This window comes from Curtobacterium sp. PhB191, assembly GCF_004346515.1.
Classification (GTDB): domain Bacteria; phylum Actinomycetota; class Actinomycetes; order Actinomycetales; family Microbacteriaceae; genus Curtobacterium.
Genome location: NZ_SMBV01000001.1, coordinates 352,662 through 368,629, shown reverse-complemented (window position 1 = coordinate 368,629; position 15,968 = coordinate 352,662). Strand labels below are relative to the sequence as shown.

Genomic DNA, 15,968 nt, shown 5'->3' with positions numbered 1-15,968 from the left:
GTTGTACAAAACGCTCTAGAATGTACAGGTGAGCGAAGTGTCGATCTCCGAAGCACGTGGCCGCCTGGCGTCGATCATCGATGACGCCCGGCACGAACCCGTCTACCTGACCCGGCGCAACAAGCGCGTCGCGGCGGTGGTGGACGCGGATGTCCTGGACCGCCTGCTCGAGGCGGCCGAGGACCTCGACGACCTGGTCGCGTACGACGCTGCCATCGCGGAGAACAAGCGCATCGGCGGCGAGAACGTGCAGTGGGACGATCTCAAGCGCGAACTCGGACTCGGATGACCTGGTCGGTCGAGGTCATCCCGTCCGCGCAACGTGTCATCCGCAAGCTCCCGCCCGACGGTCGTCGGCGGATCGAGGGACTCCTCGCGATCCTCGCCGACCACCCGCGGCCCCCGGCAGCTCGGAAGCTCGTGAACCGACCCGGTTGGCGGGTGCGATCAGGTGACTACCGTCTGATCTACGAGATCGACGACGGCCGACTCATCGTGATCGTCGTCGATGCCGGCCACCGCCGAGCGATCTACCGCGACCGCTGAGCGGAGCCGGACCCGGACCCGGATCGGTCGTCTCCCCCTGGTTGCGGGTGGTGACGTGGGAGCGCTCCGATGCCATGCTTCGAGGACCGACCCGCCCGGTCCCTCCCGAGGACCCGACGCAGCGCCGTCGAACCACCCTCGGAAGGCCCCCAATGGACCAGCACGTCGACCGCACGGTCGTCTCCGCCGACGGCACGGTGATCGCCGTGTCCGACGCGGGGACCGGTCCGGCGCTCGTCGTGGTCGGTGGCGCCTTCGACCACCACGGCACCCCCACCGTCGAGCACCTGACCGGCGGCCTGCAGGACCGCTACCGGGTCATCACGTACGACCGGCGGGGCCGCGGTGCGAGCGGTGACACCACCCCGTGGACGATCGAACGCGAGGTCGAGGACCTCGCGGCCGTCGTCGCGAGTGTGGACGGACCCGTCGCCGCGCTCGGCCTCTGCGTCGGCGCGGGGGTGGTCCTCCGGGGCCTCGCCGCCGGCGTCCCGCTCGGGGCCGCCGTGCTGTGGGAGCCGCCGTACCGAGCGACGGTCGACCCGCACGCCGACGACGTCGTCTTCGCCGACCTGCTCGACGAACACGTCGCCGCCGGCCGTCGCGCCCAAGCGGTCCGGGCGTTCCTCGCGCACGTCCTGGGGGTGCCGATGGGGCAGATCTCGGCGCTGCGGCTGAAGGGTGCGCTCTGGCGGTCGCTCGTCGTCGACGCCCACGTGCTCAGCCGCGACGTGCGGGTGCTCAACGGCCTGGCGATCCCGGAGCGGGTGGCAGCAGCGGTCGGTGTCCCGGTGCTCGTCGCCGCGGGCAGCGACGGCCACGAGTGGATGCGGCAGGCGGCCCGAGCGGTCGTCGAGGCCGTGCCGGGCTCGGGCTACGTCGAGGTCCCCGGGCAGGGTCACGTGCCCGACCCGGCTGCGATCGGCGCGGTGCTCGACGGGTTCCTGGTCCGGGTCGTCTCACCGAGCAGCTGACTGCGAGAGGATGGCGTGGTGAACGCACCTCGTCTCGGTCTCCTGCTCGACGTCGACGGGCCCATCGCCAGCCCCGTCTCCCGCACCATCGCGATCCCGAGCATCATCGAGGACCTCGTCGCCCTCGCCGCCGAGGGCATCCCCGTCGTCTTCAACACCGGCCGGAGCGACGCATTCATCCGGAGCGAGGTGGTCGGTCCGTTGCTCGCCGGTGGTCTCGCCGAGGGTGGCCGCGTGCACGCCGTCTGCGAGAAGGGCGCCGTCTGGTGCTCGATCGGCCCGCAGTACGAGGGCGGCATGAGCGAGCTCACCGTCGCCGACGACCTGGCGCTCCCGCGCGACTACGCCGACGAGATGCGCGAGCTCGTCCGCACCGAGTACGCCGACCTGGTGTTCTTCGACGAGACGAAGCGCGCCATGGTGTCGATCGAGCAGCGGGTGGAGGTGCCGAACGCCACGTACCTGGCTCGGCAGCCCGAGTTCGACGCGAAGGCGATGGCGGCCCTCGAGCGTCGCGGCCTGGGTGTGCGCCGTCTCGACGACGTCCGACCCGACGCCGACGGTGCCGTGCAGTGGCGGATCGACCCGACGATCATCTCGACCGACGTCGAGTCCGACCGCAGCGGCAAGGACATGGGCGCCGAGCGGTCGCTCGAGCTCCTGGCACAGGACGGCGAGCTGCCGGCGGCCTGGCGCACGATGGGCGACTCGCGCAGCGACTACGCGATGGCGGACTGGCTGCACGCGAACGGCCACGAGGTCGCGCACGTCGACGTCCGTCCCTCGGACGGCGTGCCGGCGACGCCGTACCCGGTGCTCACCGCGCCCGACGGGGTGATCCACGACGAGGCCGGAGCGCGGTTCCTGGCGGACTGGCGCCGATCCGCCTGAGCCGAGCCGGGCCTCCCGGTCGACCCGCCCTGCCCACGGAACCTGGTTCCGGACACTGCACCGCGCCGTTCCCTGGTTCCGCGTCCGGAACCTGGTTCCCATGTGCCCAGCGGCTCCGCTGTTTGCGTGTCGGGGTGGTACACCAGTAATGTCACGGGGTCCGCCGCCCAGTCGATGACGGGATCCACCCCATGGCAACGAAGCTCCGCATCAAGTCGATCGAGGCCTCACTGGCCGACTCCGAGGAGCAGGGCCGGTCCCTGAAACGCTCCCTGAAGACGTTCGACATCGCCGCGATGGGCATCGCGGTCGCCGTCGGCGCCGGCATCTTCTCGGTCGGCGCGAACGCCGCCGCGAACTTCGCCGGGCCCGGCGTCATCATCTCGTTCCTGCTCGCCGCCGTCACGTGTGGCCTGGCGATCATGTGCTACGCCGAGTTCGCCTCGACGATCCCCGTCGCCGGCTCGGCCTACACGTTCACCTACGCAACGATGGGCGAGCTCCTCGCCTGGATCGTCGGCTGGGACCTCATCCTCGAGACCCTCACCGCCAGCGCCGTCATCGCGAAGTACTGGGGCATCTACCTCAGCACCGCGTTCGACGTGTTCGGTGTGACCCTGCCGAGCACGATCCAGCTCGGCCCGATCCCGTTCACCTGGGGCCCGGTCCTGATCGTCGGCATCTTCACGGTGCTGCTCGCCTTCGGCACCCGCCTGTCGTCGCGGGTCTCGGCGGTCATCACGATCATCAAGGTCGCCATCGTGGTGTTCGTCATCGTCGCCGGCGCGTTCTTCGTCAAGGCCGCGAACTTCACCCCGTTCATCCCGCCGTCGGAGCCCGCCAAGGGCGCGGAGGGCAGCGTCTGGACCCAGTCGCTCGTGTCGTGGTTCACCGGTTCCGAGCCCGCGCAGTACGGCGTCTTCGGGCTGCTCGCCGCGGCGTCGCTCGTGTTCTTCGCGTTCATCGGGTTCGACGTCGTCGCGACCAGCGCGGAGGAGACCGAGAACCCGCAGAAGACGCTGCCCCGCGGCATCTTCATCGGCCTGGGCATCGTGACGCTGCTCTACGTCGGCGTCAGCATCGTCATCACCGGCATGGTCTCCTACCAGCGCCTCGCGCAGGAGGACGCACCGTCCCTGGCCTCGGCCTTCGACATCGTCGGGTTGCCGTGGGCTGCCGGCATCATCGCCATCGGCTCCCTGATCGGTCTGACGACCGTCGTCATGGTGCTGCTGCTCGGTCTGTCCCGCATCGTCTTCGCGATGAGCCGTGACGGCCTGCTGCCGCGCTGGTTCTCGAAGACGAACCCGAAGACGCAGACGCCGGTGCGCGTGCAGGTCGTCGCGGGCGTCGTCGTCGCGCTGCTCGCCGGGTTCACGGCGGTCGACAAGCTCGAGGGCATGATCAACATCGGCACGCTGTCGGCCTTCGTGCTGGTGTCGATCGGCATCATCGTGCTCCGCAAGTCGCGCCCGGACGCCCCGCGCTCGTTCCGGGTGCCGTGGTCGCCGGTGATCCCGATCCTGTCGGCGGTGCTGTGCTTCTGGCTGATGCTGAACCTCGAGGTCGAGACCTGGCTGCGGTTCGTCGTCTGGCTCGTCATCGGCTTCGCGATCTACTTCGGCTACAGCCGCCGCAACAGCCGGGTCGGCAAGGGCCAGCAGTAGCGGGCTCCGGCGTCCTATGCGCCGACGACCAACAGGACCCCGAAGCCCAGCATCACGACGGCGACCAGACCGTCGAACACCCGCCACGTCAGCGGCTTCGCGAACAGCGGTCGGAGCAGTCGCCCGCCGAACCCGAGCGCGCCGAACCACAGGCAGCTCGCCGCAACCGCGCCGACGGTCCAGAGCCAGCGGTCGTCCGGGCCCTGCTGGTTCGCGACGGACCCGAGGAACACCAGCGTGTCCAGGTACACGTGCGGGTTCGCCCACGTGAAGACGAGCATGGTCGCCACTGCCGTTCGCATGGTCACCGCTTGGCCGGGAGGCACGGTGCGCGTCCGCCCCGCCACCACCGTCCCCGGGCGCTCGGGTCCACTGCCCGCGGCCGGCTCCGGCACGCCGTCGTCCGCCGCCTGGTCGGCGACGCGAGTCGCGATGGTCACGTCGTCCGCCGCGTCGTCGGCCACGCGCATGGCGTCGCTCGACGGCCGCAGTGCCCGTCGCGCGGCGAGCACGCCGTAGGTCACGAGGAACGCGGCCCCGACGAACCGCACGACGACGAGCGCCACCGGGAACCGCTCGACCACGGCCCCGACGCCGAGCACCCCGGCGACGATGAGCACGGCGTCCGACACCGCGCACACGACGACCGCCGCCGTCACCACCCGCAGGCCCGAGCTGACCGCCAACCGGAGCAGGTAGGTGTTCTGCACACCGATCGCGACGATCAGGGCGAGTCCGGTGCCGAGGCCGGCGAGCAGGGGGAGGAATGCGGTCATCTCCACGACGCTAGGCGCGCCCCCGTCTGTAGACCAGCTCACGTTCCTACAGCGCCGTAAGCTGCACTGCATGGTCCGATTCCAGCGCGAGCACCTCGAGACCCTGTTGATCGCCGTCGACCACGGCACCCTCGACGCGGCCGCCCGGGCCCTGGCGATCACCCCGTCGGCGGTCTCGCAGCGCATCAGGTCGATGGAGCAGCAGGTCGGCCGGGTCCTGCTGCAGCGGACGACCCCGGTCACCCCGACGGCCGACGGCGCCGTCGTGCTCCGGCATGCACGCCAGGTGCGGCTGCTCGACGACGAGACCGCCCGCGCACTCGGCGAGACCGATGCCGACGGATCGGGGACCGCGGTGCCGTCGATCCCGCTCGCCGTCAACGCCGACTCGCTCGGCACGTGGTTCCTCGAGGCGCTCGCACTCGTCCGTGTCGACACCGAGGTGGTCTTCGACCTGCACCGCGAGGACCAGGACCGCACCGCCGAGCTGCTGCGCGCCGGCACGGTGATGGGTGCGGTGACGGCCGAGGCGGACCCCGTGCAGGGCTGCTCGTCGGTACCGCTCGGCATCGACCGGTACCGGGCGGTGGCATCGCCGGCGTTCGTCGACCGCTACCTGTCCGACGCCGACACCGAGCGGCGGATGCTGAGCCGCCTCGACCGGGTGCCGCTCGTCGACTACGACCGTGACGACGACCTGCAGCAGGGCTACCTCCGCCGGGTGCTCGGCCACGCGCCCTCCGGTCCACGCCACTTCGTCCCGACCTCGGCCGACTTCGCACGGGCGGTCTCGCTCGGCTTCGGGTGGGGGATGCTGCCCGAGGCGCAGTGCATCGATGCCCTGGCGCGAGGCGAGCTGCTCGAGCTCACCCCGACCCGCCGGGCCGACGTCGCCCTGTGGTGGCAGCGGTGGAACCTGGCATCACCCTTGCTCGAGCGGGTCACGGACGCGGTGCGATCGACCGCCGCCGAGCGCCTGCACCCCGTCACCCGGTGAGCAGGCACGTGCCGGTGCTCGTCGCTGCGACCGCGGTTCAGGTCTGGCAGCGCGGGCACCAGTAGGTGTCCCGCAGGGTGAGCTCCGAGTCACCGAGGTCTCCTCGCCGGATCCGGGTGCCGCACCGCAGGCACGGCTTGCCCGCTCGTCCGTAGACCCAGAACCGACGCCCCGGGCGGTCGATCCCCGTCGTCACCCGGTGGCTGCGGTCGCGGTTCGCCAGGATGAGCCGGCTCGCCAAGGAGATCGTCCGGCCGGCGTCGTGCACCTCGGCCACCGGGCGGGTCGGCAGGACCCCGCGCAGGAAGCAGAGCTCGTTGCGGTAGACGTTGCCGAGGCCGGCGAGCACCCGCTGGTCGAGCAGCGCCAGGCCGACCGGCCGCGACGGATCCCGCGTCAGGTTCTCGAGCGCCAGGTCGGCGTCCCAGTCGGGGCCGAGCAGGTCCGGGCCGAGGTGTCCGACGACCTCGGACTCCTGGTCGCGGGGGATCACCTCGAGCACCCCGAGTGTGAACCCGACCGTGGAGACGTCCTCGGTGTCGAGGATCGCGCGTGCCTGGTGCGCCGGGCGTCGCCAGCGCTCGCCGGGGGCGTAGACGTCCCACCGCCCCTCCATCTTCAGGTGGGAGTGCACGGTCAGGTCCCCGATCCGGTGCAGCAGGTGCTTGCCACGGGGCACGACCTCGTCGACGGTGCGGCCGACCAGGTCGACGGTCGCGAACGCGGGCACCCGGAAGTCGCTCCGGGTCAGGACCTTGCCCGCGAGCGCCGTGTGCAGCCGGTGCGCTGCCCGGTAGACGGTGTCGCCCTCAGGCACGGAGCCGGAGTCCCTGCGGGGTGGCGGTGAACCCGGCGTCGCCCAGCGCGGTGCCGAGCGGGGTACCGAGCACGAACTCGCCGTCGACGCGCTCGACCGCGAGCTTCCGCAGTCCGGTGCGCACGATGCCCGCGATCGACGCCGCTGCGACGGCCAGGTCGGCGGGGTCGTCGGTGAAGGTCAACACCGACTTGCCGCCGCGCTCGACGTACACCGCGAGCCGGCCGTCGACGGTGGTGACGAGTGCTCCGGCCTTGCGCCCGGGCCGGTGGCCGCGTGCGCCGGTGGTGGCCGGTGCCGGGGCCTTCTGCGCAGCCGCAGCGACAGCAGCGACGTCGGCGCCCGTGACGTCCGTGTCGGCCGCCGCGCGGTCGTCGGACGGCCAGGGCAGCGATGCGCCGTACGGGTTCGCGGGGTCGGTCGCGGCCAGGGTCAGTGCCTCGCGCTTCCGGTCCGGGTCGACGCGTTCGTCGTCGTCGAGGTCACGGGCGTAGGTCCGCAGCCGGTCGATGGTCGGACCCGTGGCGAACTGTGCGGCCCCGAGCCCCTCGATGAAGTAGCCGCGGCGCGCCCGCCCGGACTCCTCGAACCGCGAGAGCACCCGGTACACGCCCGCGAACCCACCCCGGACCCCCTCGACCTGGACGGCCCCGCGGGTGACGACCCCGTAGCGCTCGAGCAGCTGCTCGGCGGTCGCGGCGGCCCGCACGGTCGAGTCGGACTCGGCCAGGGGGAGCAGGGACCAGCGGCCACCGACGGACGGCGGGCCGGACTGCGTCGGCATCGTCGGACGGCGGCGCCCGCGGTACGCACGAGCCCGCGGGGCGCTGCTGCTCTTCGCCTTGCCGCCGAGCATCGAGCGCAGCGGAGCGAACGTGTCGTTCGTGATCTGTCCGGCCCAGACGAGGTCCCACAGCGCCGTCGTCAGGGCCGGGTCGTCGGTGCTGCCGACGGCCTGCCCGAGCTGGCGGAAGAAGTACGCGCCGCCGCCGGCCAGGGCACCGAGCACGTCGCGCTGCAGCTCGGTGGTCTCGTCGCCGGAGGGCTCGGCGAGCGTCGTCGACGCCGTCTCGGCGAGGTGCAGGCGCACCCACCCGTCGTTGCCGGGCAGGGTCCCGCCGCCGGACCACAGGACCTCGCCGGTGGCGGTGAGCTCGTCGAGCATGTTCGTGGAGTAGTCGGTCACCCGCGCGGGCAGCACCAGGGTCTCCCAGGCGCTGGCGGGCAGGGCGACGCCGGCGAGCTGGTCGATCACCTGCAGGACCCCGTCGACCCCGCGCAGGCCGCCGCGGGTGCCGGGGGTCTGCACGTGCTGCCAGGCGGGCAGGAAGCGCGCGAGCGTGTCCGGCGACACCGGCTCGACCTCGTGGCGGAGCGCGGCGAGGGACTTCGTGCGGATCCGGCGCAGGACCTCGGCGTCGCACCACTCGGCGCCCTGCCGATCCGGGCGGAACTCGCCCTCGACCACACGTCGGTCGGCGACCAGACGGCGCAGGGTGTCCTGCACGACGGCGACCCCGAGGCCGAGGCGACCCGCGGCCTCCTGCGCCGAGAACGGCCCGTGCGACCGGGCGTACCGGCCGACCAGGTCACCGAGCGGGTCGGCGACGGGTTCGACGAACGCGGTCGGCACGCCGATCGGCAGCGGGACCCCGAGGGCGTCACGCAGGCGCGAGGCGTCCTCGATGACGGCCCAGCGGGTGGACCCGGCGTGTGAGAACGACAGGACACGGCGGTCGCGCTCGAGCGCGGTGAGCACGGTCTGCACCTCGGTCGCAGCGGCGGAGCGGTCGTCCGACGCCGCCAGCCAGCTCCGGTCGACGGCTTCGTCGAGGTCGAGCGCGCCGACGAGCCGCAGCACGTCGACCAGCCCCTCGGCGTCGCGCGCCCGGCGGTCCGGCGACAGCCGCTGCAGGTCCTCTTCCACCGAGGCGATGACCGCCGGGTCGAGCAGCTCCCGCAGTTCGGCGCGGCCGAGCAGTTCGCCGAGCAGGGTCGAGTCGAGCGACAGTGCCGCGGCCCGGCGCTCGGCGAGCGGGGAATCGCCCTCGTACATGAACGCGGCGACGTACCCGAACAGGATCGAACGGGCGAACGGGGACGGCGTCTCGGTCTCGGTCTCGACCAGGCGGATGCGGCGGCCGGCGATCTCGTCGGCGATGCCGAGCAGGGCGGGCACGTCGTAGACGTCCTGCAGCACTTCGCGCACGGTCTCGAGCACGATCGGGAACGACGGGTACTTCCGGGCCACCTCGAGCAGCTGCGAGGCGCGTTGCCGCTGCTGCCACAGGGGCGAACGCTGCCCGGGGTTCCGACGGGGCAGCAGCAGGGCGCGCGCCGCACACTCGCGGAACCGCGCGGCGAACAGCGCCGAGCCACCGACCTCGTCCGTGACGAGTGCCTCGAGGTCGTCGCGCTCGAACACGAACAGGTCGGCGCCCGGCGGTTCGGCGTCGGTCTCGGGGATGCGCACCACGATGCCGTCGTCGGCGGCCATCGCGTCGCCGTCGATGCCGTGGCGTTCGCGCAACCGTGCCGCGACCGCCAGGGCCCACGGCGCGTGCACCTGCATGCCGTACGGCGAGTGCAGGATGAGCCGCCAGTCGCCGAGTTCGTCGCGGAAGCGCTCGACCACGAGCGTCGTGTCGTTCGGCACGTGACCGGTGGCCGCCCGCTGGTCGCGCAGGAAGGTCAGCAGGTTCGTGACGGCACGCTCGTCGAGGCCGCCAGCGGCGACCCGGGCGCGGGCGTCGTCGTCCGAGGCGCCCTCGACCTCGCGCACGAACGCCCCCGTCGCGCGACCGAGTTCGGCGGGGCGGCCGATGCCGTCGCCCTTCCAGAACGGCACCCGACCGGGCTGTCCGAACGCCGGGCTCACGATGACCCGGTCGTGGGTGATCTCCTCGATCCGCCAGCTCGTGGCACCGAGCGCGAAGACGTCCCCGACGCGGGACTCGTAGACCATCTCCTCGTCGAGCTCGCCGACGCGGGAGGCCTTCTCGCCGACCATGAACACGCCGAACATGCCGCGGTCCGGGATCGTGCCGCCGCTCGTCACCGCGAGCCGCTGGGCGCCGGGGCGTCCGGTCAGGGTGCCGTGCACGCGGTCCCACACCAGCCGCGGGCGGAGTTCGGCGAACTCGTCGCTCGGGTACCGCCCGGTGATCAGGTCGAGCGTGGCGTCGAACGCCGAGCGGGGCAGCCCGCTGAACGGAGCGCTCCGCCGGACCAGGTCGAACCAGTGCTCGACGTCGACGGTGTCGATCGCTCCCGCGGCGACGGTGTGCTGCGCCAGCACGTCGAGGGGGTTCGCCGGCACCGAGATCGACTCGATCTGCCCCGAGACCATCCGTTCGACCGTGACCGCACTGTTGACGAGGTCGGCGCGGTGCTTCGGGAACAGCACTCCGCGGGAGATCTCGCCCACCTGGTGCCCGGCACGCCCGACGCGCTGCAGACCGCTCGCGACCGAGGGCGGCGCCTCGACCTGGACGACGAGGTCGACCTCGCCCATGTCGATGCCGAGCTCGAGCGAACTCGTCGCGACGACGCACCGCAGCCGACCGGACTTCAGGTCGTCCTCGATGATGGCGCGCTGGTCCTTCGACACCGAGCCGTGGTGGGCGCGGGCGAGCACGGGCACTGCAGTGTCGGAGCCGCCGCCACCGGTCTGCCCGGACGCGCCGATCATCTGCGCCGGCGGCCGCTTCGTGCCCTGGGGTGCGACCGCGTGCGCCGAGGTCCGGGCGGGCGACTGTGGGCGACCCCGCGCCACCGGCAGTCCGTCGTCGGCCGGCGAGACACCCGCCGGCACCAGCGCATCGCCCTCCGCGGCCGAAGCCGGAGCCGCCGCGGCGAGGACGCGCTCTTCGTGGATCTCGTTCAGCCGCGCGGTGAGTCGCTCGGCCAGTCGCCGCGAGTTCGCGAACACGATCGTCGACCGGTGCTCCTCGATGAGGTCGACCACACGCTCTTCGACGTGCGGCCAGATCGAGCCGTTCGCGGGAGCGTCGGACGCGTCCGCACCGACCGGCGGAGCACCGAGCTCGGCCATGTCGTCGACCGGCACGACCACGCGCAGGTCGAAGGTCTTCTGCGCCGGCGGGGCGATGATCGTCACCGGCGCACGGCCGCCGAGGAACCGGGCGACCTCTTCCGGCGGCCGGACCGTGGCGGACAGCCCGATGCGCTGCACCGGCTTGTCGAGCAGGTCGTCGAGCCGCTCGAGCGAGACGGCCAGGTGCGCTCCGCGCTTGGTCGAGGCGACCGCGTGCACCTCGTCCACGATGACGGTGTCGACGTTGACCAGGGTCTCGCGCGCCTGCGAGGTGAGCATGAGGTACAGCGACTCGGGCGTCGTGATGAGGATGTCCGGCGGCTGGCGGAGCAGCTTCTGCCGGTCCGACGACGGGGTGTCGCCACTGCGCACCCCGACGGTGACCTCTGGTGGTTCGGTACCGAGCCGCCTGGCCGTCTGCGTGATGCCGACGAGCGGGCTGCGCAGGTTCCGCTCGACGTCGACGCCGAGGGCCTTGAGCGGCGAGACGTACAGGACCCGCGTGCGCTGCTTGGCCGGGGGCCGGTCGGTCGCGCTGATGAGCCGGTCGATCGACCACAGGAACGAGGCCAGGGTCTTGCCGGATCCGGTCGGCGCGATGACGAGAGCGTGCTGCCCCGTCGAGATGGCGTCCCAGGCGCCCGCCTGCGCCGGGGTGGGGGCGTCGAACGCACCACGGAACCACTCCGCGGTCGCGGGGGAGAAGCGCTCGAAGACGTCCGTCATGGTCCGTCCCATCCTGCCCGTCACCACCGACAGCAGCCCGAGCGGGGAGTACCCCTTGACAAGACGATAGTTAGCGATCTATCGTAAACACATCGCGATACGACGAAGACAAAACCAGTCAAACCGATCGCGAGCCGACTCAGCAACAAGGAAGGACGCACCATGCGCCCCATGCACAACGACAACGACAGCAACCACCACCCGCGCGGCCCCCGTTTCGGCGGCGCGCGGCAGCACCACGGCGCCGGCTTCCCCGGCCGCGACCGCGGTGACCACGAGCACGGCGGCCGAGGCGGCCGTGGCTTCGGCCCGGGCTTCGGGCCGGGCATGGGCTTCGGCCCCGGCTTCGGTGGCTTCGGCGGACCCGGCTTCGGGCGCGAACGCCGGCGCCGCGGTGACGTCCGCCTCGCGATCCTCGGCCTGCTGGCCGAGGGGCCGCAGAACGGCTACGCCGTGATCAAGACCATCGCCGAGCGCACCGGCGGCGCCTGGAAGCCGAGCCCCGGCTCGGTCTACCCGACGCTCCAGCAGCTCGTCGACGAAGACCTCGTGGTCTCGTCGGGTGACGGCCGCAAGACGCTCTTCGAGCTCACCGACGCCGGCAAGGCCGAGGCTGAGGCGAAGGCCGACGAGATCGCCGCGGCACTCGACGCGGCCCCCGGGATCCCGGACGCGCAGCGCGAGTTCTTCGAAGCGCTCCGGAAGACCATGGGCGTCCTGCAGATGTACCGGACGACCGCGACGGAGGACCAGGCCAAGGCCGCCACCGCCAAGGTCGACCAGCTCCGCAAGGACCTGCTGCAGATCCTCGCCGACTGACGTCGGAACCCACGAACGGGAGGCACGGTGCCAGCTGGCACCGTGCCTCCCGTCCGTCGTCGCCGGGGCTGACCCCGGCGCATCGTGAGCAGAAAAGGTCGAGTCCGCACGTCGGACCCGACCATTTCTGCTCACCAAGCGCGCCCCGCGCCTACACCCCCATGAACGCGCCGACGTCCGACAGCTCCGCTGCCGACACCGCGTGCGGCAGGCCCTCGTACGCCCGGTCCGTCACGGTGGTGTTCGCCGCCGCCCACGCCTGCGTCCGCGCGGTGGCCTCCGCCGGGATCACCGGGTCGAGGTCGCCGTGCCCGAGGAACACCCGCGGCCGGACGGCGGCGACGGCCTCGTCACGAGAGTCCGTCACCCCCGGTACGACGAACCCGGACAGCGACACCGCGAACGCGAACGCCGCGGGCCGTGCGCGCAGCAGCTGCAGCGCCATCGACCCGCCCTGCGAGAACCCGAGGAGTCCGATCCGCGGGTGGTCGGCGGCGACGGAGTCGATCCACGCGAGCACCCCGGCAACCGCGGCGTCGACGGGCTCGAGCGCGGGGGAGCCCGGCGTCCCGAGCGGGTACCAGCTGAACCCCTGGCCCCAAGCCATCGGCGCCCGCAGTGACGCCATCGTCCAGGCCGCCGGCAGCGCGGGGGCGAGTCCGAGCAGGTCGCGTTCGTTCGACCCCACCCCGTGCATGGTCACGAGCAGCGGTGTCCCTGCGCGTTCTTCCGCGGGACGGGTCCACTGCACCAGGTCTGCATCGATCATGTGGACAACGCTAACCATCCCCAAGTCCCGCGCCTTCCGCCGAACTCGACGCCGTCCCTGGTAGACACGGTGCATGGCCTCGTTGCAAACCCCCGACCCCGACTCCGGCTGGCTGTCCGACGAGGAACTCGCCAACGCGCGTCGTCGACTCCCCATCTGCTACGTCGAGGCGATCCCCGTCCGCACCGACGGGCTCGGCGTTGTGACCGAGGTCGGGGTGCTGCTGCGCGTGGCCCCGAGCGGCTCGATCGTCCGCACCCTGGTGTCCGGTCGCGTGATGTTCGGCGAGTCCATCCGCACGGCGCTGTTCCGGCACCTCGAGAAGGACCTCGGTCCGATGGCGTTCCCGCAGCTGCCGTCGAGCCCGACGCCGTTCACGGTGGCCGAGTACTTCCCGCTGCCCGGCGCCTCGGTGTACACCGACGAACGGCAGCACGCGATCTCGCTGGCCTACGTCGTTCCGGTCACCGGCACGTGCGAGCCCCGGCAGGACGCCCTCGAGCTCACCTGGATGACCCCGATGGAAGCCGCGTCGGACGGCGTCGCCGACGACATGGAGGGTGGCCGCGGCGCCCTGCTGCGCGCGGGCCTCGCGTCGGTCGGCGCGCTCATGTAGCGACCGGCTCGGTTCCCGAACACGACGGAGCCCCCCGAACACGACGAAGCCCCCGGATCCGATCGGATCCGGGGGCTTCGCAGCGCGGTGCTTGACCGGCTTGTTACTTCGTGTCGCGGTCGCTCTTGAGGCTGTCGGCGACGCCGGAAGCGGCGTCCTTGACGTTCGTACCCGCCTGCTTGGTGTCGGCCTTGACCTGATCGGTCTTGCCCTCAGCCTTGAGGTGGTCGTTGTCCGTCGCGTTCCCGACGGCCTCCTTGACCTTGCCTGCCGCCTTCTCAGCGGCGTTCTTGATGTCTTCGATCCCAGCCATAGGCACTCCTTCCAACAGCGGACGTTTCCCCGTCAGCCGCTCGCGCGGCATCCGGTGAAGGAGAACCTACGCCTCGGGGGCGTCCGCTTCGCAGGCGCCCCCAAGGTTGTCCCCCGCTGGTCAGCGCGGGCCGGGTCGACAGGTCAGTGGCGGTCGGCAGCGCCGGCCGGACGGGAGGCACGGCGCGACGAGCCACGACGGCCCCCGCCCGACTCCTGGCCGGCTCCACGGCCCGCGGCGTAGCCACCGTCCGAGGACCAGACGGCAGAGGACCCACCGCGCACGGTGTCGCTGCCGGCGCGGCGGCTGCCGCCGGTACGGCGACCACCCGTCGAGCCCGCGCCCGCGGCGGCGGAGCGCCCGGTGCCCTCGGAACGTGCGCCACGAGCCGGACGGCCCTGACGGCCCCCGGCCGAACCGGCGGACTCGGAAGCCGAGCCGGCACGCGCGGGCTGACCCGAGCCTCCCGGACGGCCGCCGCGACCACGACGACCACGGTCACCGGCGGAATCGGCGGAGCGCTGCTTCGGCTGACGCTGCTGCTGCGCGGGCTGGTCCTCGGCGACGTGGCGGATCGGGGCGATCTCGCCGACGAGCGTGGTGACCGCCGGGGAGGTCGCGGTGACCTGCTGCGGGGTGACCTTGATCGCGGCGGCACGCATCATCTGCGCGACGTCGCGACGCTCGGCGGGCATCGTCACCGTGACGACGTCACCGGACGAACCGGCACGGGCGGTACGGCCCGAGCGGTGCAGGTACGCCTTGTGCTCGGTGGGCGGGTCGACGTGCACGACGAGCTCGACGTTGTCGACGTGCACACCACGGGCGGCGACGTCGGTGGCGACGAGGACGAGGGCCTCGCCGGACGAGAACTTCGCCAGGTTCCGCTCACGGGCGCCCTGCGACAGGTTGCCCTGCAGGTCGACGGCCGGGATCCCCTGGCTGCTGAGCTGCTTGGCGAGGCGCTTGGCGTGGTGCTTCGTGCGCATGAAGAGGATGCGGCGACCGTTGCCCGAGGCGAGGGTGCTCACGAGGTGCTTCTTCGCGTCGGCGTCGGCGACCTCGAACAGGTGGTGGGTCATCGCCTCGACGGGGCTGTTCGCCTCGTCGACGGAGTGCATCACCGGGTTGTGCAGGAACTTCTTGACGAGCTTGTCCACGCCGTTGTCGAGCGTGGCGGAGAACAGCAGACGCTGTCCCTGCTCGGGCGTCGCCTGCATGATCTTGGTCACGCCGGGCAGGAAGCCCATGTCGGCCATGTGGTCGGCCTCGTCGAGGACGGTCACCTCGATGTCACCGAGGTTGACGTGGCCCTGCTGCATGAGGTCGGCGAGGCGACCCGGGCAGGCCACGACGACGTCCACGCCGCCGCGCAGGGCGTCGACCTGACGGCCCTGTCCGACGCCACCGAAGATGGTCGTGGTGTTGAGGCCCATGGCCTTGGCGAGCGGGGCGAGGGCGACGTCGATCTGGGTCGCGAGCTCACGGGTGGGGGCGAGCACCAGGGCGCGGGGGCGGCCGGCGCGGCGCTTGCGGCCACTGGCGGCGAGGCGCGCGACGAGCGGGATCGCGAACGCGATCGTCTTGCCGGAGCCGGTGCGGCCACGGCCGAGGACGTCCTTGCCCTGCAGGGAGTCGGGGAGCGTGTCCTCCTGGATCGGGAACGCGGTCTCCTTGCCCTGGTCGGCGAGGACGGCGACCATCGGCGCGGGGACGCCCAGGTCGGAGAAACGGAGGTCATTGGTGGTCATGGTGACCTTTCGAGCCGGATGAGACCGGCTGTGGGCGCGCTCTGAGGCAGCGCGCGGGCGGGATGCGCGCCAACAGAGGTGGCTGGCGCAGTCGCCGCAGCAGAGAAGCCTGGGCACCTTCGGGAGGTGCTCGATCATCGACCAGAGGATCAGTGGAACGTGGTCGGGAGTTCGGGGCGTCCGTACGACGCACGAGACGATCGGCGTCTCGAGTACCACCAGCATAGCGTGTGGACCCCGCAGAACCCA

At 72.1% G+C, this 15,968-nt stretch carries 14 protein-coding genes; 8 read left to right on the top strand and 6 right to left on the bottom strand.

Annotation, left to right across the window (positions count from 1 at the left end):
* Positions 1-28 precede the first annotated feature (28 nt).
* From EDF48_RS01770 to EDF48_RS01750, 5 genes are all read left to right on the top strand, one after another.
* On the top strand, positions 29-289 hold the full coding sequence (locus EDF48_RS01770; RefSeq protein WP_123293073.1) for a type II toxin-antitoxin system Phd/YefM family antitoxin: 261 nt from the start codon (positions 29-31) through the stop codon (positions 287-289).
* Positions 286-546, top strand: a complete 261-nt coding sequence (locus EDF48_RS01765) for a type II toxin-antitoxin system RelE/ParE family toxin (RefSeq protein WP_123293075.1) — start codon at positions 286-288, stop codon at positions 544-546. The genes EDF48_RS01770 and EDF48_RS01765 overlap by 4 nt, the downstream gene beginning before the upstream one ends.
* A 152-nt stretch (positions 547-698) precedes the next feature.
* Entirely contained in the window at positions 699-1,520 is an 822-nt protein-coding gene (locus tag EDF48_RS01760) for an alpha/beta fold hydrolase (RefSeq protein ID WP_165918691.1), read from the top strand.
* Between the two features lie 18 nt (positions 1,521-1,538).
* Positions 1,539-2,411 carry a hypothetical protein gene (locus EDF48_RS01755; RefSeq protein ID WP_207906613.1) on the top strand — a complete coding sequence of 291 codons (873 nt, stop codon included), beginning with the start codon at positions 1,539-1,541 and terminating at the stop codon, positions 2,409-2,411.
* Positions 2,412-2,602: 191 nt separating this feature from the next.
* On the top strand, positions 2,603-4,078 hold the full coding sequence (locus EDF48_RS01750; protein ID WP_123293079.1) for an amino acid permease: 1,476 nt from the start codon (positions 2,603-2,605) through the stop codon (positions 4,076-4,078).
* 14 nt (positions 4,079-4,092) lie between these two features.
* Here EDF48_RS01750 and EDF48_RS01745 read toward each other — a convergent pair whose 3' ends face one another.
* The gene (locus EDF48_RS01745; RefSeq protein ID WP_131877704.1) at positions 4,093-4,854 is read right to left on the bottom strand and encodes a LysE family transporter; all 762 of its coding nucleotides are present in this window, start codon (positions 4,852-4,854) and stop codon (positions 4,093-4,095) included.
* Between the two features lie 70 nt (positions 4,855-4,924).
* On the opposite strand from EDF48_RS01745, the gene EDF48_RS01740 reads away from it, so the two are divergent.
* The gene (locus EDF48_RS01740) at positions 4,925-5,851 is read left to right on the top strand and encodes a LysR family transcriptional regulator ArgP (RefSeq protein WP_131877702.1); all 927 of its coding nucleotides are present in this window, start codon (positions 4,925-4,927) and stop codon (positions 5,849-5,851) included.
* Positions 5,852-5,888: 37 nt separating this feature from the next.
* Here EDF48_RS01740 and EDF48_RS01735 read toward each other — a convergent pair whose 3' ends face one another.
* Both EDF48_RS01735 and EDF48_RS01730 read right to left on the bottom strand, forming a co-directional pair.
* The gene (locus EDF48_RS01735; RefSeq protein ID WP_131877700.1) at positions 5,889-6,668 is read right to left on the bottom strand and encodes a DNA-formamidopyrimidine glycosylase family protein; all 780 of its coding nucleotides are present in this window, start codon (positions 6,666-6,668) and stop codon (positions 5,889-5,891) included.
* Positions 6,661-11,451: a DEAD/DEAH box helicase gene (locus EDF48_RS01730; protein WP_131877698.1), complete on the bottom strand. Its 4,791-nt coding sequence runs from the start codon at positions 11,449-11,451 to the stop codon at positions 6,661-6,663. The genes EDF48_RS01735 and EDF48_RS01730 overlap by 8 nt, the downstream gene beginning before the upstream one ends.
* Before the next feature lie 171 nt (positions 11,452-11,622).
* Here EDF48_RS01730 and EDF48_RS01725 point away from each other — a divergent pair, with 171 nt between their 5' ends.
* Complete coding sequence (locus EDF48_RS01725; protein WP_235035855.1) at positions 11,623-12,270, top strand: PadR family transcriptional regulator; 648 nt, start codon at positions 11,623-11,625, stop codon at positions 12,268-12,270.
* Positions 12,271-12,421: 151 nt separating this feature from the next.
* On the opposite strand, the gene EDF48_RS01720 is transcribed toward EDF48_RS01725, so the two are convergent.
* A complete protein-coding gene (locus tag EDF48_RS01720) occupies positions 12,422-13,039 on the bottom strand; it encodes a prolyl oligopeptidase family serine peptidase (protein WP_131877696.1) in 618 nt (205 codons plus the stop codon).
* Positions 13,040-13,112: 73 nt separating this feature from the next.
* On the opposite strand from EDF48_RS01720, the gene EDF48_RS01715 reads away from it, so the two are divergent.
* Positions 13,113-13,655, top strand: a complete 543-nt coding sequence (locus EDF48_RS01715) for an NUDIX hydrolase family protein (RefSeq protein WP_111083509.1) — start codon at positions 13,113-13,115, stop codon at positions 13,653-13,655.
* 103 nt (positions 13,656-13,758) lie between these two features.
* Here the strand turns inward: EDF48_RS01715 and EDF48_RS01710 are convergent, their stop codons facing one another.
* Positions 13,759-13,968: a CsbD family protein gene (locus tag EDF48_RS01710; protein ID WP_111083508.1), complete on the bottom strand. Its 210-nt coding sequence runs from the start codon at positions 13,966-13,968 to the stop codon at positions 13,759-13,761.
* 143 nt (positions 13,969-14,111) lie between these two features.
* Positions 14,112-15,719 carry a DEAD/DEAH box helicase gene (locus EDF48_RS01705; protein WP_131845925.1) on the bottom strand — a complete coding sequence of 536 codons (1,608 nt, stop codon included), beginning with the start codon at positions 15,717-15,719 and terminating at the stop codon, positions 14,112-14,114.
* Positions 15,720-15,968 lie beyond the last annotated feature (249 nt).